At 71.1% G+C, this 22,934-nt stretch carries 23 protein-coding genes and 1 riboswitch; of the genes, 8 read left to right on the top strand and 15 right to left on the bottom strand.

Going from position 1 to position 22,934, the window contains the following annotated elements; genetic code table 11:
- Positions 1 to 158: 158 nt before the first annotated feature.
- Positions 159 to 1,397 carry an MFS transporter gene (locus tag WBN91_RS32215; protein WP_337727987.1) on the bottom strand — a complete coding sequence of 413 codons (1,239 nt, stop codon included), beginning with the start codon at positions 1,395 to 1,397 and terminating at the stop codon, positions 159 to 161.
- 57 nt (positions 1,398 to 1,454) lie between these two features.
- On the opposite strand from WBN91_RS32215, the gene WBN91_RS32220 reads away from it, so the two are divergent.
- The 3 genes from WBN91_RS32220 (at position 1,455) to WBN91_RS32230 (ending at position 5,129) form a co-directional block, all read left to right on the top strand.
- Positions 1,455 to 2,363 (top strand): ArsR/SmtB family transcription factor, encoded by a 909-nt coding sequence (locus WBN91_RS32220; protein ID WP_337727988.1) that lies wholly within the window; start codon positions 1,455 to 1,457, stop codon positions 2,361 to 2,363.
- A gap of 4 nt (positions 2,364 to 2,367) precedes the next feature.
- A complete protein-coding gene (locus tag WBN91_RS32225; RefSeq protein ID WP_337727989.1) occupies positions 2,368 to 3,246 on the top strand; it encodes a 3-methyladenine DNA glycosylase in 879 nt (292 codons plus the stop codon).
- Positions 3,247 to 3,344: 98 nt separating this feature from the next.
- Positions 3,345 to 5,129, top strand: a complete 1,785-nt coding sequence (locus tag WBN91_RS32230) for a substrate-binding domain-containing protein (RefSeq protein ID WP_337727990.1) — start codon at positions 3,345 to 3,347, stop codon at positions 5,127 to 5,129.
- Here WBN91_RS32230 and WBN91_RS32235 read toward each other — a convergent pair.
- Entirely contained in the window at positions 5,105 to 6,079 is a 975-nt protein-coding gene (locus tag WBN91_RS32235) for a helix-turn-helix transcriptional regulator (protein ID WP_337727991.1), read from the bottom strand. The two genes, WBN91_RS32230 and WBN91_RS32235, sit on opposite strands and share 25 nt — an antisense overlap.
- 62 nt (positions 6,080 to 6,141) lie before the next feature.
- Between WBN91_RS32235 and WBN91_RS32240 the strand changes: the two genes are divergently transcribed.
- A complete protein-coding gene (locus WBN91_RS32240; RefSeq protein WP_337727992.1) occupies positions 6,142 to 6,543 on the top strand; it encodes a DUF3224 domain-containing protein in 402 nt (133 codons plus the stop codon).
- Positions 6,544 to 6,595: 52 nt separating this feature from the next.
- On the opposite strand, the gene gcvP is transcribed toward WBN91_RS32240, so the two are convergent.
- The 7 genes from gcvP to WBN91_RS32275 form a co-directional block, all read right to left on the bottom strand.
- Positions 6,596 to 9,487, bottom strand: a complete 2,892-nt coding sequence (gene gcvP / locus WBN91_RS32245; protein WP_337727993.1) for an aminomethyl-transferring glycine dehydrogenase — start codon at positions 9,485 to 9,487, stop codon at positions 6,596 to 6,598.
- 172 nt (positions 9,488 to 9,659) lie between these two features.
- A riboswitch (glycine riboswitch) is annotated at positions 9,660 to 9,750 on the bottom strand.
- A 122-nt stretch (positions 9,751 to 9,872) separates the two neighbouring features.
- Positions 9,873 to 10,439: a MerR family transcriptional regulator gene (locus tag WBN91_RS32250; RefSeq protein ID WP_121227562.1), complete on the bottom strand. Its 567-nt coding sequence runs from the start codon at positions 10,437 to 10,439 to the stop codon at positions 9,873 to 9,875.
- Positions 10,440 to 11,080: 641 nt separating this feature from the next.
- Entirely contained in the window at positions 11,081 to 11,554 is a 474-nt protein-coding gene (locus WBN91_RS32255) for a bifunctional nuclease family protein (RefSeq protein WP_033427967.1), read from the bottom strand.
- A gap of 142 nt (positions 11,555 to 11,696) precedes the next feature.
- Positions 11,697 to 12,350, bottom strand: a complete 654-nt coding sequence (gene ftsR / locus WBN91_RS32260; protein WP_443217838.1) for a transcriptional regulator FtsR — start codon at positions 12,348 to 12,350, stop codon at positions 11,697 to 11,699.
- Positions 12,347 to 12,811: a glycogen accumulation regulator GarA gene (garA, locus tag WBN91_RS32265; protein WP_337727995.1), complete on the bottom strand. Its 465-nt coding sequence runs from the start codon at positions 12,809 to 12,811 to the stop codon at positions 12,347 to 12,349. Before garA ends, ftsR begins: the two co-directional genes overlap by 4 nt.
- Before the next feature lie 113 nt (positions 12,812 to 12,924).
- Positions 12,925 to 13,326: a glycine cleavage system protein GcvH gene (gcvH, locus tag WBN91_RS32270; protein WP_337727996.1), complete on the bottom strand. Its 402-nt coding sequence runs from the start codon at positions 13,324 to 13,326 to the stop codon at positions 12,925 to 12,927.
- Positions 13,327 to 13,365: 39 nt separating this feature from the next.
- Positions 13,366 to 13,953, bottom strand: coding sequence for a CDP-alcohol phosphatidyltransferase family protein (locus tag WBN91_RS32275; RefSeq protein WP_337727997.1), 588 nt, complete (start codon positions 13,951 to 13,953; stop codon positions 13,366 to 13,368).
- 145 nt (positions 13,954 to 14,098) lie between these two features.
- Here WBN91_RS32275 and WBN91_RS32280 point away from each other — a divergent pair, with 145 nt between their 5' ends.
- Complete coding sequence (locus WBN91_RS32280) at positions 14,099 to 15,103, top strand: hypothetical protein (protein ID WP_337727998.1); 1,005 nt, start codon at positions 14,099 to 14,101, stop codon at positions 15,101 to 15,103.
- 82 nt (positions 15,104 to 15,185) lie between these two features.
- On the opposite strand, the gene WBN91_RS32285 is transcribed toward WBN91_RS32280, so the two are convergent.
- Positions 15,186 to 15,425 (bottom strand): hypothetical protein, encoded by a 240-nt coding sequence (locus WBN91_RS32285; protein WP_337727999.1) that lies wholly within the window; start codon positions 15,423 to 15,425, stop codon positions 15,186 to 15,188.
- A gap of 459 nt (positions 15,426 to 15,884) precedes the next feature.
- On the opposite strand from WBN91_RS32285, the gene WBN91_RS32290 reads away from it, so the two are divergent.
- Complete coding sequence (locus WBN91_RS32290) at positions 15,885 to 16,313, top strand: STAS domain-containing protein (RefSeq protein ID WP_337728000.1); 429 nt, start codon at positions 15,885 to 15,887, stop codon at positions 16,311 to 16,313.
- Here WBN91_RS32290 and WBN91_RS32295 read toward each other — a convergent pair.
- The gene (locus tag WBN91_RS32295) at positions 16,255 to 17,058 is read right to left on the bottom strand and encodes an ATP-binding protein (protein WP_337728001.1); all 804 of its coding nucleotides are present in this window, start codon (positions 17,056 to 17,058) and stop codon (positions 16,255 to 16,257) included. The two genes, WBN91_RS32290 and WBN91_RS32295, sit on opposite strands and share 59 nt — an antisense overlap.
- Before the next feature lie 125 nt (positions 17,059 to 17,183).
- On the opposite strand from WBN91_RS32295, the gene WBN91_RS32300 reads away from it, so the two are divergent.
- Together WBN91_RS32300 and WBN91_RS32305 are read left to right on the top strand one after the other, a co-directional pair.
- Positions 17,184 to 17,609, top strand: coding sequence for an ATP-binding protein (locus tag WBN91_RS32300; protein WP_337728002.1), 426 nt, complete (start codon positions 17,184 to 17,186; stop codon positions 17,607 to 17,609).
- Positions 17,606 to 18,397, top strand: coding sequence for a SigB/SigF/SigG family RNA polymerase sigma factor (locus WBN91_RS32305; protein ID WP_337728003.1), 792 nt, complete (start codon positions 17,606 to 17,608; stop codon positions 18,395 to 18,397). Before WBN91_RS32300 ends, WBN91_RS32305 begins: the two co-directional genes overlap by 4 nt.
- 520 nt (positions 18,398 to 18,917) lie before the next feature.
- Here the strand turns inward: WBN91_RS32305 and WBN91_RS32310 are convergent.
- The 4 genes from WBN91_RS32310 to WBN91_RS32325 all read right to left on the bottom strand — a co-directional run bounded on the left by WBN91_RS32310 (position 18,918) and on the right by WBN91_RS32325 (position 22,750).
- On the bottom strand, positions 18,918 to 19,208 hold the full coding sequence (locus WBN91_RS32310; RefSeq protein WP_337728004.1) for a WhiB family transcriptional regulator: 291 nt from the start codon (positions 19,206 to 19,208) through the stop codon (positions 18,918 to 18,920).
- A 92-nt stretch (positions 19,209 to 19,300) separates the two neighbouring features.
- Entirely contained in the window at positions 19,301 to 20,257 is a 957-nt protein-coding gene (locus tag WBN91_RS32315; protein ID WP_337728005.1) for a TIGR03557 family F420-dependent LLM class oxidoreductase, read from the bottom strand.
- Between the two features lie 9 nt (positions 20,258 to 20,266).
- A complete protein-coding gene (locus WBN91_RS32320) occupies positions 20,267 to 22,039 on the bottom strand; it encodes a thiamine pyrophosphate-requiring protein (RefSeq protein WP_337728006.1) in 1,773 nt (590 codons plus the stop codon).
- 54 nt (positions 22,040 to 22,093) lie between these two features.
- Complete coding sequence (locus WBN91_RS32325; RefSeq protein WP_337728007.1) at positions 22,094 to 22,750, bottom strand: M50 family metallopeptidase; 657 nt, start codon at positions 22,748 to 22,750, stop codon at positions 22,094 to 22,096.
- Positions 22,751 to 22,934: the final 184 nt, after the last annotated feature.

A 22,934-nucleotide genomic window follows, 5' to 3' on the forward strand; every position in this document is an offset into this window, starting at 1 on the left:
CCAGGCCGGACGGGGAAAGAAACCGAGGCCCTTCCCGTGGTCGCTAGCCGCTTCGGCTCGCGCCTTCGGCGCGTAGCACCCTTCGGGCGGGAAGCGGCGCGGCCAGTCTGATAAGTGGCACAGCAGGCTTGCGGCCACCGGAATGGCGCTGGTCAGGACTAGGACTGGGACTCGGCCGCCCGCTCACCCTCAGCCCGCTCAGCCGCCTGCCGCTCAGCCGCCGCGAACGCCCGAGGCGACAACCCGATCCAAGCCACCGCCAACGCCCCCAACTGCACCACCACCGCCATCACCCACACCGACCGCAACCCGGTCCAAGAAGCCACCACCCCACCCGACAACGCCCCCAACGGCGTCAACCCCCAAGCCAACGCCCGATGCCCGGTCAACACCCTCCCCAACAACCCCGAAGGCGTGAACCGCTGCCGACTGGACTGCGAGCAAACGTTCCACACCATCACGATCGCCGTAGAACTGAACAACACCACCGCCACCGCCACCGGCCAAGGCGGCAACACGGCGATCAGCCCATTGGTCACTACCATCCCCAACTGGGCAATGCGCATGGACCACGAGTAACCCAGCCGCTCCACCACCCGGTGCACCACGAACGACACCGCCACCCACCCCAACGCCATCGAGGCGAGCATCAGGCCATAACCGAACGACCCCAACCCCAACACCTCGTACGCGTACAGCACGAACATCGACATCACAGCGCTCGCCGAGAACGACCCCAGCGCCACCGCCACCGTGATCGACAGCAGCAGCCGCGTCCCGACCAAAAACCGCAAACCCTCGGCGATATCACGCAACGGGTGCTTGTTGGACGGCGTCGCCAGCCGAGACGGAATGCCCCGGCTCAACAAGAACGCCATCAAAGCGGCCCCCACCGCCAACCCGGCAGGCGCACCGAACCCCCACCCCACCAAAAGCCCAGCCGCCGGCGGCACGACGAACTGCACCACGCCCCGGTCGATCAAAATCAACCGCGTGTTGGCCGCAGCGAGCCGATCCGACGACACGACGTCCGGCACCAGCGCCCCGCTGGCCCCATCCCCGAGCACCTGCGCCGAAGTCACCACAAAAGCAACCACCAACAACAACGGCAGGCTCAACGCATCCGCGACCCCAGCCACGGCCAACGCCAACGCGGCCGTGCCTTGCACGGCGAAAGCCAGGCCGAGCACGGTCGTGCGGCGTGCCCGGTCGATCAGAACGCCTGCGAACAGCGAGAACAGCAGCCACGGCGACTGCCCGACCACCTGCACCAACGACACTTCCCGCGGATCGGTTGTGATCGACACCGCCGCCAGCGGCAGCGCCGTCAGCATCAACCCCTCCGCTACCGAACCGGACACCGCGACGGCTTGGAGCCGCACCCACCCCCTGGACATGCGATCACCCTGCCAACGCGGGTGGCGAGTGCCGAACGTTTTAGTGTCAGATGAACCGTGCCCTTCAGGTTCGCCGTGTCGCCGCTGTGGGAGACCGTGGCCGCGTTGCGGGTCCTGGCCGCGCCCGGTCCCGCGCACGAACGCTGGACCGCCTGGGCCAAGCCACGGCTGGCCGAACTGGGACCCGATCCGACGCTCCTGACCGCGCTGGTCAACCGGCCCGTGGTGCCGGAGTTCCTCATCCCCACGCCCGGCGTCCGCTCGATGGACATGGACACCGAGCTGCACTTCCTGCCCCGCGTCGCCCAGCCCGCCCGGGTCGCCGCCGCGCTGCCGGACGACCCGCGCCTGCGCCCGCTGCTGGACGACCACACCGCCGCGCTGACCGCGGTCCTCGACCGGCTCCGCCAGGTGCACGACGCGGTCATCGCCCCGGTCTGGCCCCGGCTGGAAGGCGTGCTGCAAGGCGACATCGAGCGCCGGGCGCGGCGGCTCGTCGACCAGGGCACGCCGACCGTGTTGGCCGAGCTGCACCCTGACGTGGCCCCGCACCCGGACGGGGTGCAGGTGGGGGGACGGCGGGTGGTGGCCGGGGAGCGGGACCTGGTGCTGGTGCCCTCGGCGTTCACCTGGCCGGACGTCTACCTGCGGGACAGCCCGGTTCGACTCGCCCTGTGCTACCCGGCGCACGGGTTCGGGGCGCTGTGGGACCGCGAGGAGGCACCTCCCCGCGACGCCCTCGCCCGCCTGGTCGGCCCGACCCGCGCGCGGCTGCTGCACGAGCTGGACCGGCCCTCGACGGTGTCGGAGTTGGCTGCCCGGCTGGGGATCACGGTGGGCGCGGCGTCCCAGCACCTGGCCGTGCTGCGGGCCGCCGGGCTGGCCGTGAGCAGCCGGGACGGGCGCAAGGTCGTCTCCCTGCGCACAGACCTCGGTCAAGCGCTCGTCAGGGGCGAAATACGATAGGGGCGTGGGGGTCGTCCTGTCCGAAGCCGAGTGGACCGCGCGCCGTGATGCGCACGCGGCCCGCGTTCGCGCGTGGACGGGACCGCACCACGAGCGCAAGGCCAAGGGTGAGAAGCACCCCGTACTGGACTTCCTGTTCTCGTACTACTCGCACCGGCCGTCCCGCCTGGAGCGCTGGCACCCCGGTCCCGGGGTCGTGCTCGAAGGCGACGCCGCTCGTCACTACCTGCGATGGCCGCTCTACAAGGCGACCCCCGAAGGGGTGACCCTCGACGTCGAGGCGTTCGCTCGCGAGCGGCGGTCGACCATCGAGTTCACGCACCGGCTCCTCACCGCCACCGCGTCCCGCCCGCCGCGCCTGGGCTGCTTCGGCCTCCACGAATGGGCGATGGTCTACCGGGCCGACCAGGTGCGGCACGAGGCGTGGCCGCTGCGGCTGGGTGGCGAAGGCACCGATCGGGTGGTCGAAACGCACAAGATCCAGTGCAGCCACTTCGACGCCTTCCGGTTCTTCACGCCCGAAGCGCGCCCGCTCAACGTGGTGCAGCCCACGAGGGAGCAGCAGGTCGTCTTGGAGCAGCCGGGCTGCCTCCACGTCTCGATGGACCTGTTCAAGTGGAGCTACAAGCTCGACCCGGCGACCCCGTCGGACCTGATGGCCGACTGCTTCGACCTCGCCCTCCAGGTCCGTGAGCTGGACATGCGCGCCAGCCCGTACGACCTGGGCGAACTGGGCTACGAGCCGATCCCGGTGGAGACCGCGGAGGGCCGGGCGGAGTACGTCCGGCGGCAGAGCGCGTTCGTCGAGGCGGCGGCGCCGCTGCGGACCGCCCTCATCGGGCTCACGGAGGCCTTCCTCGACGCCGCCGTAACGGCGTCATAACTCCACGTCACTTCACCCGTTCCGCAGACTTCACCTGTTAGCGTGACGCCGGTCGGGATTCGCCATACCGGAAGTGGGACGTTCGAGAGGGAAAGACGATGTCTCGACACCGCGCGCTGCGGACGAAGGTGCGGCGCGGGATCGCCAAGTGGCCGGTCGCCATCGTCGGCGTGGTCGTGCTGCTGCTCCTCGGGTACTTCGCGTGGACGTGGGTCGCCGGGATCGTCGACCGCCGCGCCGCCGCCGTCGCCGGTGACTGCCGCGAAGGTGACGCCGTGCTGCGCGTGGCCGCCACGCCCAGCGTCGCCGAGGCCGTCCGCGAGGTCGCGCAGGCGTGGGCACGGCAGCGCCCGGTCGTCTACGACCACTGCATCCGCCCCGAGGTGCAGGCGATCGACTCCGAACTGGTCCTCGAAGGCCTCACCCAGGGCTGGGACGAGGGCAAGCTCAACGCCAAGCCGCACGCCTGGGTCACCGACTCGACGCTGTGGGCCAACCGGCTGGGCGCGCAGAACCGGGCGCTGATCGGCGCGCAGCCGCAGTCCATCGCGGCCAGCCCGGTGCTGCTCGCGCTGCCCCAGGACGCGGCCTCGGCCGTGCAGTCCGGTGCCGGGTTCCGGTGGACCGACCTGCCCGACGTGACCTCCGCGCCGGGCGGCTGGCAGCGGTTCGGCAAGCCCGAGTGGGGCGACTTCAAGGTCGCCATGCCCGACCCGACCACCAACGCCGCGACCGCGATGGCCATCCAGTCCGCACTGGCCGGCGCGTCCCCGGACGGCAAGGGACCGGTCACCACCGACATGCTCGCGCTGGACCCGGTGAAGGCCACCCTGGGCAAGCTGACCGCGTCCAAGCCCGCGCAGACGCCCGCGACCACGTGGGAGGCGCTGTCGCTGATGGCCGACAAGCCCGAGGTGAACGCGGCGGGCTTCGCGGCGGTGCCGGTGTTCGAGGTGGACCTGTACCGGCACAACACCGGCAAGGACAGCGGCACGGCGCCGTTGCAGCCGCTGTACGGGGTGGCGGCGGGCGGGCCGTCCCCGGTGGCGGACTTCCCGTTCGTGCCGCTGGCCGGCGACTGGGTCGGCGAGGCCCAGGTGCGCGCCGCGCAGGCGTTCCGCGAGTTCCTGCTGGAACCCGACCAGCAGAAGCTGCTGGCCACGGCGGGCCTGCGGGTGGACGCGACCACCGAGCGCCCCAAGCCGTCGCCGGGCCTGCGCTGGCCGACCATGACCGACAAGCTCGTCCCCGCCGACGCCAACACCACCCAGCAGATCTCGGCCGCGTGGGCCACCGCCGACAACGGCCAGGTGGTGACCGTGCTGGTCGACTCGTCCAAGTCGATGGGCGAACCCGGCGGCGACGGCCGCTCGCGCATCGAGTGGGTGCGGACCGCGTTGACCGGGCAGATCAACCGGTCGGTGTCGGGGTCGCTGGGGCTGTGGGAGTTCTCCAGCGGGTTGGCCGGCGACAGGCCGTACCGGCAGCTCGTCGCGCCCGGCCCGGTGGTGGCGCAGAAGCAGCAGCTGCTGGACGGGGTCGCGGGGCTCAAGCCGCAGAACGCCACGTACCTGTACTCCAGCCTCGCCGCGCTGTACAAGCAGGCGGTCGCCGAGTTCCAGGCGGGCAAGAAGAACCGGATCATCGTGCTGACCGACAGCCCCAACGACGGCGGCCTGACGTTGGCGCAGCTGAAGACCGAACTGGCGGCGGCGAAGCAGGAGGGCCGCGAGGTGGCGGTGTCGATCATCGCGATCGGCGCGGACCCGGAACGCCAGCCGCTGTCGGAGATCGCGCGCTCGACCGGCGGGACGCTGTCCGTGGTCGAGGACGGGCGCGGGGTGGACGCGGCGCTGGGTCAGCTGCTGTCGGACTCGCGGTAGAGCCGGACGGTCGCGTCCAGCCGGGCCTTGACGCGTTCGCGCAGTTCCGGGGGTGCGACGACCTCCGCTTCGGGGCCGAGGCGGAGGAGGTCGACCAGGGCGTGGTCGAGGGATTCGGTGGGGATCTCCACCGTGGTCCACTCGCCTTGGGGCTCAACGCCTTCGAGCGCTTTGGCTGCGGCCAGGCTGAGCAGGATGCGCGCTGACCGCAGCCCTTGTTCGGTGACCCTGACCGTGACCCGCTCCGGGTACATCCGCTCCTCGAACTTCCGCGACCACTCGGCCCAGAAGGCGGCGAGGTCGAAGTCCTCGGGTCGGTCAAAGCCTTCGTCGGTCGGTTCGAGGGCTTCGACGCGTGCGACCCGATAGGTGCGGGGCTCGCCGTCGGACTCCGCCACCAGGTACCAGAGCCCCGCTTTGAGCACGAGCCCCAACGGCCCCACCGTCCGCTCCACGACTTCGTTGCCCCACCGGCGATAGCGGAGTCTCAGACGCTTCGGGTTCCACACCGCGTCCGCGATACCGGCGAGGAACGGCATGTCCTCGGCCTGCCGAAACCACCCACCGGCATCGAGGTGGAACCTCTCCCTGATCCGCCCGGCCCGCGACCTGAGTTCCGGCGGCAAGGCGGCCAACACCTTGAGCTGAGCCGCCGCCACCACCGTGCCCAACCCGAGTTCGGCCGCCGGTCCCGGCATCCCGGCGAGGAACAACGACTCCACCTCCGCGCCGGTCAGTCCGGTGAGACGGGTGCGGTAGCCGTCGAGGAGCTGGTAGCCGCCCGCAGGTCCGCGGTCGGCGTAGACCGGCACACCCGCGGCGCTGAGGGCTTCGACATCCCGGTAGACCGTGCGGACGGAGACCTCCAGCTCGTCGGCCAGCTCCTGCGCGGTCATCCGGCCCCGGGACTGGAGGAGCAGGAGGAGGGAGAGCAGGCGTCCGGCGCGCATGGTCTTCATTCTGCCTTCGTTCCTGACAGGAGTTGTCAGGTTTGGGCGGCAGAGTCGTCCTCATGAGCACCGCGAACGGCAACGCCGAGATGAAGAGCTGGGACGAACGCACGTGGGACGGCAAGCGCTACGACGAGGTCACCGGCCCGAAGCAGACCACGGGCTCGATGACCGCGGCCTACACCGGCGACCTGGAGGGGACGGGTGAGCAACGCTTCCTCATGGACTACCCGGACGACTCGTCGTGCCGCTCCGTGGGGTACGAGGTGGTGACGGGCACCCTGGGCGGCCGATCCGGGACGTTCGTGCTGGAGCACAGCGGCGGCTTCCGCGACGGGGTGGCGCGGGGGACGTTCACCGTGGTGTCGGCGTCGGGTGGGCTGGCGGGGCTGACCGGGTCCGGGACGATCACCTGGCGGATGGGCGAGCCGGGGGTGTACGAGTTCGACTACGAACTGGCGTGAACGGCGACGGCCCCGCGTCTGGTGGACACGGGGCCGTCGGTCGTCGCGAGCGTCAGCTGTTGTAGGCCGACAGGGGCGGGCAGGAGCAGACCAGGTTGCGGTCGCCCTTGGCGCCGTCGATGCGGCGGACCGGGGGCCAGATCTTGGGTGCGCCGACGCCCGCCGGGAAGACGGCCACCTCGCGGGTGTACGGGTGGTTCCACTCGCCCGTCGTCACGCTGGCCGCCGTGTGCGGGGCGTTGCGGAGGGGGTTGTCGTCGGCGGGCCACTCGCCGGCGCCCACGCGGTCGATCTCGGCCTTGATCGCGATCATCGCGTCGATGAACCGGTCGATCTCCGCCAGGTCCTCGCTCTCCGTCGGCTCGACCATGAGGGTGCCGGCGACGGGGAACGACATGGTCGGCGCGTGGATGCCGTAGTCCGCCAGGCGCTTGGCCACGTCGTCGACGGTCACGCCGGTCGCCTTCGTGATCGGGCGCAGGTCGAGGATGCACTCGTGGGCCACGAAACCGCCCTCGCCGGTGTACAGGACCGGGAAGTGCTCGTCCAGCCGGCGGGCCACGTAGTTCGCCGCCGCCACCGCCGTGAGGGTCGCGCGGCGCAGGCCGTCGGCGCCCATCATGCGCACGTACGCCCACGAGATCGGCAGGATCGACGCCGAACCCCACGGCGCGGCGCTGATCGGGCCCACGCCCGTGGCCGGGCCGGCCGTGGGCTGGAGCGGGTGGTTGGGCAGGAACGGGGCCAGGTGCGAGCGCACGCCGATCGGGCCGACGCCGGGGCCGCCGCCGCCGTGCGGGATGCAGAACGTCTTGTGCAGGTTCAGGTGCGAGACGTCCGAACCGAACTTGCCGTACTGCGCCAGGCCGATCAGGGCGTTGAGGTTCGCGCCGTCCACGTACACCTGGCCGCCGGCGTCGTGCACCAGCGCGCACACCTCGCGCACGGTGTCCTCGTACACGCCGTGCGTGGACGGGTAGGTGATCATGATGGCGGCGAGGTCGTCGCGGTGCTCGTCGACCGTGGACCGCAGGTGGTCCATGTCGATGTTGCCCTGCTCGTCGCACTTCACGACCACGACCCGCATCCCGGCCATGACGGCCGAAGCGGCGTTGGTGCCGTGGGCCGAGGACGGGATCAGGCAGACGTCGCGCTCGGCGTGGCCCTGCGCGCGGTGGTAGGCGCGGATCGCCAGCAGACCGGCGAACTCGCCCTGGCTGCCCGCGTTGGGCTGGATGGACACGGCGTCGTAGCCGGTCACCTCGGCCAGCCAGTGCTCCAGGTCCGCCACCAGCGACAGCAGGCCCTCGGCGTCCTCGACGGGCGCGAACGGGTGCAGGTTCGCGAACTCCGGCCAGGTCACCGGCTCCATCTCGGCGGTGGCGTTGAGCTTCATCGTGCACGAGCCCAGCGGGATCATGCTGCGGTCCAGCGCCACGTCCTTGTCCGACAGCTTGCGCAGGTAGCGCAGCATCGCGGTCTCGGAGCGGTGCTGGTGGAACACCGGGTGGGTCAGGTAGTCGCTGGTGCGGCGCAGGTCGGCGGGGATCGCGTCGGCGGTGTCGACGTCCAGGCCGTCCACGTCGGTGACGGTCACGCCGAACGCCTTCCAGACCTTCTCCAGGTCGTCCCGGGTGGTGGTCTCGTCGCACGCGATCGACACGGTGTCGGCGTCCACCCGCCACAGGTTCACGCCCAGGTCGCGCGCGGTGGCGACGACCTCGGCGGCGCGGCCCTCGACGCGGGCTTGGACGGTGTCGAAGAACTCGCCGTGCACGACCTCGACGCCGTTCTCGCACAGGCCCGCCGCGAGCACGGTGGCCAGGCGGTGGGTGCGGGTCGCGATCCCGCGCAGGCCCTCGGGGCCGTGGTAGACCGCGTACATCGACGCCATCACGGCCAGCAGGACCTGCGCGGTGCAGATGTTGCTGGTCGCCTTCTCGCGGCGGATGTGCTGCTCGCGGGTCTGGAGGGCGAGGCGGTAGGCCAGGTTGCCGTCCGCGTCCACGGACACGCCGACCAGGCGGCCGGGCAGCTGCCGCTCCAGGCCCTGGCGGACGGCCATGTACCCGGCGTGGGGCCCGCCGAAGCCGATCGGCACGCCGAAGCGCTGGGTGGTGCCGACGACGACGTCCGCGCCGATCTCGCCCGGCGGGCGCAGCAGCGTCAGGGCCAGCAGGTCGGCGGCGAACACGGCCTGCGCGCCGGCCGCGTGGATCTCCTCGACCAGCGCGGCGTAGTCGCGCACGACACCGGACGCGCCAGGGTAGGACAGCAGCACGCCGAAGAAGTCGCCGCCCAGGCCCAGCCCTTCCAGGCCCTGCGACAGGTCGGCGGTGACGACCTCGATGCCCAGCGGCTCGGCGCGGGTCTCGATGACGGCCAGCGTCTGCGGCAGCGTGTCGGCGTCCACGACGAACTTGGTGGACTTGCTGCGACCCGCGCGGCGGACCAGGGTCATCGCCTCGGCGGCGGCGGTGGACTCGTCCAGCATGGACGCGTTGGCCAGCGGCAGGCCGGTCAGGTCGCCGACCATCGTCTGGAAGTTCAGCAGGGCTTCGAGGCGGCCCTGGGAGATCTCGGGCTGGTAGGGCGTGTAGGCCGTGTACCAGGCGGGGCTCTCCAGGACGTTGCGGCGGATCACCGGCGGGGTGTGGGTGCCGTAGTAGCCCATGCCGATCATCTGGGTGAGCGGCTTGTTGCGGGCGGCCAGGGCGCGCAGCTCGGCCAGCGCCTCGGTCTCGGTGGCGGGCGCGGGCAGGTCCAGCACCAGTTCGCGCTCCCGGATCGACTCCGGCACGGCGCGCTGCGCCAGCTCTTCCAGCGAGCCGACGCCGATGACGTCCAGGATGCGGGCCAGCTCGGCCGGCCGCGGGCCGACGTGCCGGTCGGCGAAGGGGGTGCCGTGCTCAAGGGCGGCGAGGGGGATGCGGTCCTGCGTCATAAAAGGCGCCTTTCGCGGGCTGGGCTGCTTCCTTCTGGGGAAACACTTCTGCCGTTGCCCTCCCCCTCTGTCTTCTGCCCGTACGGGCGCCTGAGAGCTTCACCCGGTGTCTGACGACCGGGCTTGCACCGTCGGCGGGGTCTGTGGTGCTCGACCCGCTTTCCAGAGGCGTCTCACCCGTGCGGTCCTTGCGCCTGAGAGGTTCCGGGGAGGATTTGCTCCTTCGGCGCCGAGACTGGCTCGGACTCTCCCGCACGGGATAAAGCGACTACGCGCGAATCGTACCCGGCAGGTGAACGTCTCCCGTCACGGACGCGACGCGGATCTCACAGGTTTACGTCGTCGTCATGGCGGGTAACAGCCGCTCGTGCCGTGGACGCCGGGCTCAGCCGATCGCGCGGGTGCGCCTGCGCCGGGACAGCTCGTCGTTGGGCGCCTCGTCGACCGCGAGCCCGTCGGCGCGTTCGGCCGGGAACTCGTGGATCGTGCCGCTGATCTCCCGCATGGCGCCGCTGACCGCGATGCCGAACACGCCCTGGCCGCCTTGCAGCAGGTCCACGACCTCCTCGGGCGAGGTGCACTCGTAGACCGTGGTGCCGTCGCTGAACAGCGTGATGCGGGCGAGGTCCTGGACACCGCGCCTGCGCAGGTGGTCGACCGCGACGCGGATGTTCTGGAGGCTGACCCCGGTGTCCAGCAGCCGCTTGACGACCTTGAGGACCAGGATGTCCTTGAACGAGTAGAGCCGTTGGCTACCGGAGCCGTGGGCACTCCTTATCGTCGGGTTGACCAGTCCGGTGCGAGCCCAGTAGTCGAGCTGGCGGTAGGTGATGCCCGCGATCTGGCACGCGGCCGGGCCGCGGTACCCGACGAGTTCGTCCGGCAGCGAGGAGTCCGGGAACAGCTCACCCTGTTCGCCGGTTCCGGCCCGGATGGGCGCTTCCTCGACCACGCCTGCCTCCCCTCGGTCCGGCCACGACGGCCGGCGACCAACGTGAAGCCGCCGCGGTGCTCGAATCACACCGTGGCAATTCACCTGAGTTCGACGGTAAGACCGCCTAGGGGGCAGGTCAACGCGACGCGCTGAGCGTGTCGTGCCTCAACGTCAAGTTGAGGTTGAGAGAGCCGGGCGTCGTAAGCCATTCGGGTGACGTTTAGTGATCGTTTAGCGGACAGGTGCTGACGTTGTGTAATCCGGAGGTGTGACACCGGGGGGTGGCACGCGGGGTTGATCCACAACGCACCGCACACGCCAACGAGGGGCCTGCTCCGACTCGCGGCGGGACGCCGGCCTCTCGTGGGTCCTCCGACACCGATCCGCCGCGTTCCACGCACACACTTCCCGTCCACGCTTCCCGACGCACTCCCGCTCGGACTGTCGGTGCCCGGTGCGAGGATGGAGACGGGGGCCGGAGGCCAAGCCTGACGACACCACCACGGGACTCACCGGCACAACCCGGCACCTCGGGACTCACCAGCGCGGCTCAGCCCGCCAGCAGCTCACCAGAGCGCCCGACAGCGGCTTACCGGCGCTCTAAAGCGAACAGGCCCGCGGCAGCGAGCCGACCGGGCCTAGGCGCGTTGACGACGAGATCAGGTGTCCGCCCCGCGGAAGTCCTCCGGCGACACGGAGTCGAGGAACTCGCGGAACTTCTCGACCTCGTCCTCCTGCTCGTCCGGGATGATCAGGCCGGCCTCGGCGAGCACGGACTCCTCCGCGTGGATCGGCACGCCGATCCGCAGCGCCAGCGCCACCGAGTCGCTCGGCCGCGCCGACACCCGCACGTCGCCGTCGAAGACCAGTTCCGCGAAGTACGTGCCTTCCTGGAGGTCCGTGATCCGCACCTGCTCCAGCTGCCTGCCCAGGGCGCCGATGACGTCCTTGAGCAGGTCGTGCGTCAACGGCCGCGCGGGCCGGACGCCCTGCTGTTCCAGCGCGATCGCGGTCGCCTCCACCGAGCCGATCCAGATCGGCAGGTAGCGCTCGCCCTCGGTTTCGCGCAGCAGCAGGATCGGCTGGTTGGCGGGCAGTTCCACCCGCACGCCCACGACGCGCATCTCGCTCATCGGGTCTCGCCTCCCTCAGCGCGCTGAAATCCTGGCGTCCCCGCTACCACGAGGATCCCCCACGTACCCCTTCGACGCTACCCGCCAAGCGGGCCTTGTGCGCAACCGCGCAAAAAATGCCGATCACGATGCGGAAACGGCTCTACCTGGGCGGAACTCGTCCACCGACGGCCTCGCGGAGGCCGATTTTCACCAACAGTGTGTGCAGCGTTACGGAGAGCGCCGCCAACTCGCGCGCCACTTCGTCGGCTCGCCCCCGCCTGCGGCCCACGACCTGCTCCACCAGCGCCACCTCGCGGTCCGCCGCGGTGCGGAACGGGCGCAGGTGGCGGGGTTCCAGGCCGTACTGGGCCAACGCGCGGACCGTGGCCGCCACCTGGAGGGCGTCGTGGTCGTAGACACCGGGCCTGATCAGGCCGTGCTGCTCCAGTTCGGCCAGCGCCGCCGCGTCCAGGCCGGACCTCACCAGCAGGTCGTCGCGGGTCAGGCGGTGACCGGCGGTCGCGGTGAAGTCGTCGGCGCGCACGCCGGGGTCCGCCGCGTCCAGCTGTTCCTTGATGACCTTCAGCGGCAGGTAGCGGTCGCGTTGGGCGGCCAGCACGTACCGCAGCCGCTCGACGTCGGCCGCGGTGAACTGGCGGTAGCCCGCGGCGGTGCGGGCCGGGCGGACCAGGCCTTCCGACTCCAGGAAACGGATCTTGGAGATCGTGACGTCGGGGAACTCCGTCCGGAGTTGCGCGAGCACCGCTCCGATGCTCGATCCCCCGCGTTGTGGCCGCCCGGCCGCCGCCGTCACCGCGCCCCCTGACCCCCGGCGCCCGGACCGGTCAGGAACACGAGGCGGAACTTGCCGATCTGCACCTCGTCGCCGTTGGCGAGCACCGCCTGGTCGACCGGCTCGCGGTTGACGTAGGTGCCGTTGAGGCTGCCCACGTCGATCACCACGAACTCGCCGCCCTCCCGGCGGAACTCGGCGTGCCGGCGCGAGACCGTCACGTCGTCGAGGAAGATGTCGCTGTCCGGGTGCCGTCCCGCGCTGGTCGTGTCGCGGTCGAGCAGGAACCGGGAACCCGCGTTCGGTCCGCGCTTGACCACCAGCAGGGCCGACCCGGCGGGCAGTGCGTCGACGCCGGCGACGGCCGGCTCCTGGGCGGGCGCCTCGGCGCCCTCGACCTCGGCGAGGAAGTCCGCCCGGAAAACGGAGGTGCGCTCCGGGGACTGCTCGGGCGGAACGCCTGGCCCGTCGTTCTGGCTCACCTGAGCTCTCCTCCTGCTGCTGGAACCGTCTCGTCCTTGAGAACCTATCGTGCCCGAACCCTGGTCGGAGGAGCGGCTCCCCCACCGACCGAAGAGCCGCCGGAAGATCGACGTCACCCCTGCTCCGCAATCTCCTGGTACGCCGCCGCGTCGAGCAGGTCGTCCACCGCGGCCGGGTCGGTCAGGCGCAGCTCGACGATCCAACCCTCGCCGTACGGGTCGGAGTTCACCAGGTCGGGCTGCTGGTCCAGCGAGTCGTTGCGCGCGACGACCTCGCCCGCCAGGGGCGCGTAGATGTCGGAGACGCTCTTGGTGGACTCCACCTCGCCGAGCGTCTGGCCCGCGCCGACCTGCTCACCCAGTTCCGGGAGCTGGACGAACACGACCTCGCCGAGCTGCTCCTGGGCGTAGTCGGTGATGCCCACGCGCACGGTGTCCTCACCGGTGCGCAGCACCCACTCATGTTCCTCGGTGTACTTGAGCTCCTCGGGAATCACCGCGGTGCGCTCCTTCATGACGGTGGATCTTCGCTGCCGGATCTTCCCACGACCGGTTCAGACCGGCGCGACCCCCGGCCGTCTGCGCAGCGCGAGGAAGAACTGGTAGACGTACAGGGCTCCGGACCACAGGTACAGCGCCCCGCCCCACACCATGAACGCGTAGGCCACCGGCCGGGCGATCTGGGCGGCGGTGGACGTGCCCTGCGCGAGCAGCAGCATGGGGAAGGCGTACAGCAGGTTGAACGTGGCGCCCTTGCCCAGGTAGGTGACCTCGAACGGGCCGTAGCCGCGCAGCCGCAGCACCGGCAGGCACGCGCCGACGACCAGTTCGCGGCCCACCAGCACGGCCGCCACCCACCAGGGGACGATGTCGCGCACGACGAAGGCCACGAGCGTGGCGAGGATGTAGAGCCGGTCGGCGGCCGGGTCGAGCAGGGCGCCGAGCTTGCTCATCTGGTTGAGCCAGCGCGCGATCTTGCCGTCCAGCCAGTCCGACAGGCCGGCCGCGACCAGCACCACCAGCGCCCAGCCGTCCTCGCGGGGGCCGAGCAGGAGGTACAGGAACAGCGGCACGCCGAGCAGCCGCAACACGCTCAGCGCGTTGGGGACGGTCAGCCACCGGTCGGCGGGATCGTGCGACACAACGGGAACTGTAGAGCGGCGGGCCCCTGCTCAGCGCCACGACCGGCACGAGCGGGTGTGGCGGTCACGCAGGGTGAGCGCACGGGGACGCAGCGCTCGATCCGACCCTGTCGCCGCGGTGTGGACCGCCCCTAGGATCCGGCGGATGGCAGGACACAGTGTGGTGCTGGTCACCGGCGACGGCGTGCGCCAGGTGACGACGGATTCCCTCGGGATGGACTTAGTCCAGGAGGTCGCCCGGCTGCTGGGCTCGGAGCACATCCGGTCCACCAGGCTCGGCGGCGACCTCACCCTGTGGCACGCGGAGGACGGCCCCGGCCGCCCCCGGGCCGGCAATCCCAACCCCGCGGCGAGCCGCCTCGCCGCTGAGTACGGCGCCCCGCCGATCGCCGGTCCCGCGGTCGTGTCGGGTCCGATCGAGCACAACAGCGTCTTCCCGCTCACCGAAGCCGACGCCGATCGACTGGTGACCCGCCTGCGCGGGAACGGCGGCCCGCCGGCGCAGGCCGACGACTGCGCGAACCACAGCCCGTGCCGGGAGGTGCTGAGCCTGCCCGCGGCGCAGCTGGACTCCCTCATCCGCCTGGTCCCGGCGCGGCTGTCGGACCTCGGCGACGACGGCATCTACGTCCAGTTCAACAACGCGCTGGTCGGGTTGCTGGTCGCGATGGGTCCGGGCGAGGCCGGCAGGTTCCAGCAGGCCTACCCGATCCTCGGCCACCTGGCGACCCGCTGGGGCACCACGCACCCCGACCTGCTCCAGCGCGCGTTGGGGAACATACGGGCCGACGACGTGTCCGTCACCAGGCACGACCAGGTCGACCACTCGCCGCTCCACGTCCTCGTCGACCAGGGCGTGTCGGGGTTCGCGGGGATCCTCATCCGGCTGGAAGAACTGCTGGGCATCCGGCTCCCGGCCGGCTCCCTCGTCGGCATCCCCCGCGAGCACCAGGTCATCGTGGTCCCCTTCCAGCGGAAGCGGGACGTCACGGCCATCCGGCCGCTCCAGCACCTGGTGCGCAACGTCGCCGAGAACGCCCTCGACCGGGTGAGCGACGACGTCTTCTGGTACTACCGGGGATGGCTGCACCCGCTGGGGGAGAACCCGCCGGACGAGTTCTGGGCCATCGCGGACGGGCTGCCCGACTAGCGGTGGGAAAGAGGTGGGGACCGGACCTCGGACTGGGGGAACCCGGCGGAGCCGGAGGAGTCCGAGTGGTCGGCCGCGCGGATCAGTTCGCGCGGGTGCGGGTCCATCCTTGGCGTTGCAACTGCTCGCCGCTGAGGGCACGGGGACGACCGCGGTCGTCGACGCCCACCCAGCGGGCGCGGAAACCTTCGAGCACGTAGGCGTGGCCCTTGCTCCAGACCACGCTGCACGGGGCCGTCGGCAGCGAACCCGCGCCACCCGCCGTGGCGCGCGCTGCCCTGGGCTTCGCGGGCTCGGACTCGGTTTCCGTTCTGGTGCTCATCGTCAATCCCTCCACCCGGGGTGTCGCACGCGACCCTCGCGGCGTTAACCCCACACCCAGGATTCTGCGCGACCAGTGACCTCCGCCACCTCCGAATTGCCGGTTGTCTCGGCCATCGGACCGGTTCGGTCGCCGAGTCGCCCAGGGCCACCCGACTGCCTACTCCTGAGGTATAGCCGGCGCTCCCCCGGCAAAACCGCTCACCGCCCGTCACCCGCCGTACACCGACCGCCCGGATACACTGGAACCGATCAAACCGCCGTAGGGCGGCTTGTGGTTCCGGAGGGGCCTCCGTACGGTGGGTGGCGCAGCGGTTGAGCCAACAGCCGCGCCGGGGAAGCTCCGGCCAGCGGGCCACCTGTGCCGCCACGCTGCGTTTCTTGGTGCTCGGCGGATGCTCGGCGCGTCCGCACGCCTGGGCTTCCCTCTCAACGCGGTACCGAAGAAGAGGAGTCCCTCGTGACGGTTCAGGATCCGAACGTCGTCGAGACGAGCGGAGCCGGGTCCGCCTCCCCCAGCCCGCGGGCGGAGCAGGTGGCCGCCACGTCGGAGCCGGGACGGTCCGGCGCCGGCGTGACGGTGGTGGCCGCCACCGGGGAGATCGACATGCTCACCGCGCCCGACCTGCGCGCGGACGTGCTGGGGCGCATCGGCGAGACCGACACGCTCGTGCTGGACATGAGCGGCGTCAGCTTCCTCGGCTCGGCCGGGCTGGCGGTGCTGGTGGAGGCGTCGCAGCACGCCAAGCGGCGGGGCACGGCGTTCCGCGTCGTGGCCGTCGAGCGCGCGGTCACCCGGCCGCTGGCCGCGACCGGGTTGGGTGACGTGTTCAGCGTGTACGGATCGGTGGAGGAGGCGGTGTCGGCGGACGGGGCGTCGGCGGGCTGATGTGCGGCACCAGGTCGACGACCTGGTCGACGCCGGCCGCGACCAGGGCCGCGCGCACCGGGCCCGCCTCGGGCGCGCGCACCACGACCCGGTTGCCGGCTTCCGCCGCGGCCTCGACCACCGCTCGCAGCGCACGGACCATTCCCTCGCTGCGGGCGCCGAGTTGACGCAGGTCCAGCACGACCGGCACGGCCCCGCCACGGGCGGCGGTCAGCACGCGGCGGCGGACGGCGGGTCCCGCGCGGGCCGGCACGTCGCCGCGCACCACCACCTCGACCCAGCCGGAGTGCGCCGAGACGGTGACCTCCTCGGGCGTGGCGCGCGCGAACGTGCCGCGGGTGGTGTGCCTGCCGGACATGACGAGGGTGACGCGGGTGCCGGTCCCCGACCGGTCCACCCGCACCTCGTCCACGTTCTCCCGCATGAGCAGCAGGCCGCGCCCGCGGTCGGACAGCTCGACCGGCGGCACGCGCCACGTGCCGTCGTCGGACACCACCACGTGGATGCTGCCGTCCGGGCGGATCTCGCCCACCACCCGCACACTGCCGGCGACGCCCGGGGCGTACGCGTGCTCCACGGCGTTGCTGACGGCCTCGTTGACCGCTACCAGCAGGTCGTACCGGTCGTCGTCGGACAGTCCGATGCCGAGCAGCCACTCGTCCAGGTGCACGCGCACCGTCGAGAGGAGTCCCGCGTCAGCCGGGATCTCCACTCCCCAGTGGTGGTCGGCGAGTCGATCGGTCAACAGGCCTCCTCGTCGCGCACCTGTCAGTCTTCCCACTGGCGGCGCGGACTACACGTGTGAGGTTGGATCAGTTCGGGTACCGATAGCTTCAGCACCGCCGAGCAGAAACGGACGATGAGGTGAGCGTGTCGCACACGGAGCCGCAGAGCGGCGATTCGGATGACCCCTTGGCCGGGGTGGAGTTGCGGATGGCCGCCGACCCCACGCAACTGTCGATCGTGCGCGCCGTGGCCGCCGACATCGCCATGCGCCAGGACTACGACCTGGACTCCATCGAGGACTTGAAGCTGGCCGTGGACGAGGCCTGCTCGACGCTCATCTCCCTGGCCGTCCCCAGCGCCGTGCTCAGCGCGCGGTTCGTCGTGGCGGGCCCGGCGGTGCAGGTGTTCACGGCGGTGCGCTCGAAGCGGTCGGCGCCGCCGGACCGGGACAGCTTCGGCTGGCGCGTGCTCAGCGCGCTGGTCGACTCGGTGACCACGTGGGTGGAGCCGCGGGGGGACGCGTACGACATCCACATCGACCTGGTCAAGCGTTCACTGGGGACGGCGTGACGGGTACCGACGGGGGCGCGACGCGCTCGGGCACGCAGGGGGACTACGACCACCTGGCACCGCTGTTCGCCAGGTTGGCGGCGACACCCGAGGGCGACCCGGAACGGGACCGGCTGCGCGACGAGCTGGTCACCGAGCACCTGCCCGTGGCCAAGCACATCGCCCGCCGCTTCGGCCACCGCGGCGAGCCGTACGACGACCTGGTGCAGGTCGCGACCGTGGGCCTGATCAACGCGGTCGACCGCTTCGACCCGGACCGCGGCAGCGACTTCCTGTCCTTCGCCGTGCCCACGATCATGGGCGAGGTCCGGAAGTACTTCCGCGACTCCAGCTGGTCGGTCCGCATGCCGCGCCGGCTGAAGGAACTGCACCTGGCCATCAACGCCGGCTCGGCCCGCCTGTCGCAACAACTCGGCCGCGCCCCCACGCCGTCCGAACTGGCCGACCACCTGGGCCTGACCCGCGAGGAGATCCACGAGGGCCTGGCGGCGGGCAACGCCTACCACAGCGCGTCCCTGGACGACCTGCTGGTGGCCGACGACAGCTCCATCTCGCTGGGCTCGACGCTGGGTGAGGAGGACCCGGAACTGGAGGCGATCGAGCAACGGGAGGCACTGCACCCGCTGCTGGAGAAGCTGCCGGAACGGGAGCGGAAGATCGTGGTCATGCGCTTCTTCGGCAACATGACGCAGACGCAGATCGCGCAGAAGGTCGGCATCTCGCAGATGCACGTGTCACGCCTGCTGGCGAAGACGCTGAGGCAGTTGCGCGAGGGCTTGACCGAGTGAGGCGCTCACGCAGAAGGCCCGCCGATCCACTGGGATGGGCGGGCCTTCTGCTTTGACGGGCCTTCCGTTGGCCGGCGGCCGGAATTGTCGTACCCGCGTGGGAAAATGGAGACGGGGGCCGGAGGCCGGCGCTGCGGCGGAATAGGCGCGGAACCGGGCGCGGCACGGCGGCTGGCTGGGCTGGCTTGCGGCTGGCTGGGCTGGCTTGCGGCGGGCTGGGCTGGCTTGCGGCGGGCTGGGCTGAGCTCGCGGCGGGCTGGGCTGAGCTCGCGGCTGGCTGGGCTGAGCTCGCGGGCGGACTTGCGGCGGGCGGGGACACGGGGTTCGCGGCGGACTGGGCTTGCGGCGGGCTTGGGCTGGGTCTGCGGCGAGCTGGGCTGGGTTCGCGGGCGGGCGGGGCGCGGGCCAGGGCGGGTCGAGACGCGGGCGGTGGCGCGGGTGAGTGTCCACATGCGAAACGCCGCCGGGGGCAATCGGCGGCGCTTCGCGCAGGGGTGAGGCGGGCCCGGTCGAGCCCGGGCTAGGCCGCTCGGCGGCGGGCTTCGGCGATCAGGCGGCGGCGTTCGTCCTCGCCCATGCCGCCCCACACCCCGTAGGGCTCCTGGACGGCGAGGGCGTGTTCGCGGCACTGCACGAGCACCGGGCAGACCCGGCACAGTTGCTTGGCCTTCTCCTCCCGGGCCATGCGGGCGGTGCCGCGCTCGTTGTCCGGGTGGAAGAAGACGGCGCTGTCTCGGCCCCGGCACAGGCCTTCCTTCTGCCAGTCCCAGACCTCGGTCACGGGCTTGGGCAGGCGCGCGGTGCTGGTCATCGGGCGAAACCCCCTGCGGTGGAGTCGTTCAGGTGCTGATCAAGGCGTACCCCGCGCGGCGGGGCCGACAAACGTGTTGCCCCCGAATCGGGTTACCCCGCCAACCGGGGCGTGACCTCGGTCGACCAGAAGCGGAAGAACTCCTCCTGGTCCGGACCGATCTGGGAGACGTAGACCTCGTCGTACCCGGCCTCGGCGTACTGCCGGACCGCGGACACGTAGTTCTCCGGGTCCGGCCCCAGCGGCAGCGACGAGGCCACCATGTCCTTGGTGACCAGCGTCGACGCCTGTTCGAAGTGCTTGGGTGACGGCAGCACCTGCGCCAGCTCGCCGGGCAACTGCTCGTTGGGCCACAACCGGAACGCCGTTTCGAGGGCGTCGTCGACGGTGCCCGCGTGGCACACCTTGAACCCGGCCTGCGCCGGTTTGCCGTGCCCGCCGGTCTCGCGGAACCGCTTGACGATGTCGGCGTCGGGCATGGTGCTGCAAAAACCGTCGCCGATGCGGCCCGCGAGCTGCGCCGACTTGGGCCCGAACGCCGACACGTAGATCGGCACGGGCCGTTCGGGCAGCGTGTAGATGCGGGCGTTCTCGACCGTGTAGTGCTTGCCGCGGTGCTCGACGTCCTCGCCGGTGTGCAGCTTGCGGATGACCTCGACGGCCTCCTCCAGCATCTCCAACCGGCGGGACGCCTCGGGCCACGGGTCGCCCAGGATGTGCTCGTTCAACGCCTCGCCCGACCCCACCCCCAGCACGAACCGGCCCTCGCACTGCACGGCGGCGGTCGCGGCGGCCTGGGCGATGACCGCCGGGTGGATGCGGATCGTCGGGCACGTGACCGCGGTGGTGATGGGCAGCGTCGTCGCCTCGGACAGCGCCCCGATGACCGACCACACGAACGGGCTCTGGCCCTGCTCGTCGTTCCACGGGTGGTAGTGGTCGGAGATCCACAGGCGCTCGAACCCGGCGTCCTGGGCCCACCGCGCCTGCCGGACCAGGTCGCGCGGCCCGTGCTCTTCGCTGGACAGGAAGTAACCGATGCTCACCATGCGTCGCGGTTACCCGTGCAGGAACTCCTGAACCTTGGTGCGCACTCCCTTGGTGACGACCGACCACGCGTCCGGGTCACCCTTGAGCAGGGCTTCGGCCGTGTTCTTCACCTGGTCGAAGGACGCGTGCGGCGGGATCGGCGGCACGTTCGGGTCGCACCGGACGTCCAGCACGGCGGGCCGGTCGGCGCTCAGGACCTGGTCCCAGGCGGCCCCGAGGTCGTCCGGCGAGTCGACGTTGACGCCCACGAGCCCGACCGACCGCGCGAACGCCGCGTAGTCGACGTCGGGCAGGACCTGCGACTCCTCGAACTTCGGCGCGCCGCCCATCGCCCGCAGCTCCCAGGTCACCTGGTTGAGGTCGTTGTTGTGCAGCACGCACACCACGCACCGCCGGTCCGGCCACTCGTGGTGGTAGCGGGCGAGGGTGATCAGCTCGGCGAGGCCGTTCATCTGCATCGCGCCGTCACCGACGAGCGCGATCACCGGTCGATCCGGATGGGCGAACTTCGCCCCGATCGCGTAAGGCACACCGGCACCCATCGTGGCCAGGGTGCCGGACAGCGAACCGCGCATCCGACCGCGCAGCCGGACCAGCCGGGCGTACCAGTTGGCCGCCGACCCCGAGTCGGCGGTGACGATCGCGTCCTCGGGCAGGCGCTCGGACAGCTCCCACGCGATGCGCATCGGGTTCACCGGGTCGGCGTCCTCGAACGCCTGGGCACGCAGACCGTCCCACCAGTCGGCGACGTTCTTCTCGACCGTCTCGCGCCAGCCCGGCTTGGGGCGCAGCGCCGGCAGGATCGCGCGGAGGGTGGACTTGGCGTCGCCCACGAGGTTCACCTCGGTGGGGTACCTCATGCCGATGAGCCGCCCGTCGGAGTCGATCTGGACGCCGCGCGCCTTGCCGAACTCGGGCAGGAACTGCGAGTACGGGAAGCTGGAGCCGACGATCAGCAGCGTGTCGCAGTCGCGCATCAGCTCGTAGCTGGGGCGGGTGCCCAGCAGTCCGATGGCACCGGTCACATAGGACCGGTCGTCGGGCAGGACGTCCTTGCCCAGCAACGCTTTCGCCACTCCGGCCCCGAGCGTCTCGGCGACCTCGTGGACCTCGTCGGCGGCGTCGCGCGCGCCCTGGCCGACCAGGATCGCGACCTTCTCACCGGCGTTGAGCACCTCGGCGGCGCGGGCGATGTCCCCTTGAGGTGGTGTCGACGTGTGCCAGGAGTGGCTGGGCGGGCTGGACGGGACGTGCTTGAACGCGTGCTCCGGCGGGCTGTAGTCCAGTTCCTGGACGTCGGCCGGGATGATCAGGGCGGTGGGCGCGCGCTCGGCCTCGGCGGTGCGGATGGCGCGGTCCAGCGCGTTGGGCAGCTGCTCGGGGACCGTCACGTCGACCAGGTACTCGGAGGCCACGTCCTTGAAGAGCGAGTGCAGGTCCACTTCCTGCTGGTAGCTGCCGCCCAGCGCGGTCCGGGCGGTCTGGCCGACGATCGCCACGACCGGGACGTGGTCCAGCTTGGCGTCGTAGAGGCCGTTGAGCAGGTGGATCGCGCCAGGACCGGACGTGGCCAGGCAGACCCCGACCCGACTGGTGAACTTCGCGTACCCGACGGCCTGGAGCGCCGACATCTCCTCGTGCCGCGACTGGACGAACTTGGGCACGTTGTCCGCCCGCCCGAACGCCGCCACCAGCCCGTTGATGCCATCGCCCGGATAGGCGAAGACGTGCTCGACACCCCACTCCCGCAGGCGTTGCAGCACGTAGTCGGCGACCTGCATGGGAAACCCCTCCTCGGACTCGACTAGCCGGTCGGGTACCCGAGGCGGGAAGCGCTAAAGCGGCAGCAACATCCGTCCGCCGAGCAGCAGGCACCCGATGGTGACGACGGCGAAGAGAAGCACCCAGACCAGCCCCGGAACCCGGGTGATCCGAGCCAACATGTCCGCATCGGAATTCGGCGCACGTCCGCGCAGCCGACGACTCTGGAGCTCCCCCACCGGCCGAACCCCACCGAGCAGCAGGAACCAGGTGACGAAGAACGCGAACGCCGCCTGCCACTCCTCGGAGGCATACCAGGAGACGAGGAACATGATCGCCCCCGTGGCGACCACGGAGAGCACGCCGAACAGGTTCCGGATCATGATCAGCATCGCGGCCAGGAGACCGATCGTCGCCCACAGCAAAGGCCGGACGTTGTCGGTGGTCACGAGGGCCGCCGCGCCCAGTCCGAGGAGCGAGGGCGTCACGTAGCCGGCGAAGTACATGAGCACGACGGCAAACCCGGTCGGCTTGCCCCGGGACACGGTCACACCGGAGGTGTCGGCGTTGAGTTTGATGCCCTCCAACCGGCGACCAGTGAGCAGGGCAACCAAGGCGTGGCCGCCTTCGTGCGCGATGGTGATGGTGTTGCGGCTGATGCGCCAGATCCCGGGACTGGCCACGAGCACCAGGGCTAGGACGGCGGGGGCCCACTTCGCGAGTGTCGACATCGCGGTCCAGCATGCCAGGCGGTGCCAGGGGTGCCGCAGGGTCGGTCCTCAGGACGCATACGGACCGACACGGATCTTGGCACCCCCCAGCGGATCTTGGCGCGCGCAGCGCGGTCTTCGCGCGCGGAGCGCGCGGTAGGTGTCACCTACAAGTGGAGGGCCTCGGTTCCCCCACCGTATGGCC

Origin of the sequence: Saccharothrix sp. CCNWYY140 (assembly GCF_037401995.1) — a bacterium.
Taxonomy (GTDB): domain Bacteria; phylum Actinomycetota; class Actinomycetes; order Mycobacteriales; family Pseudonocardiaceae; genus Actinosynnema.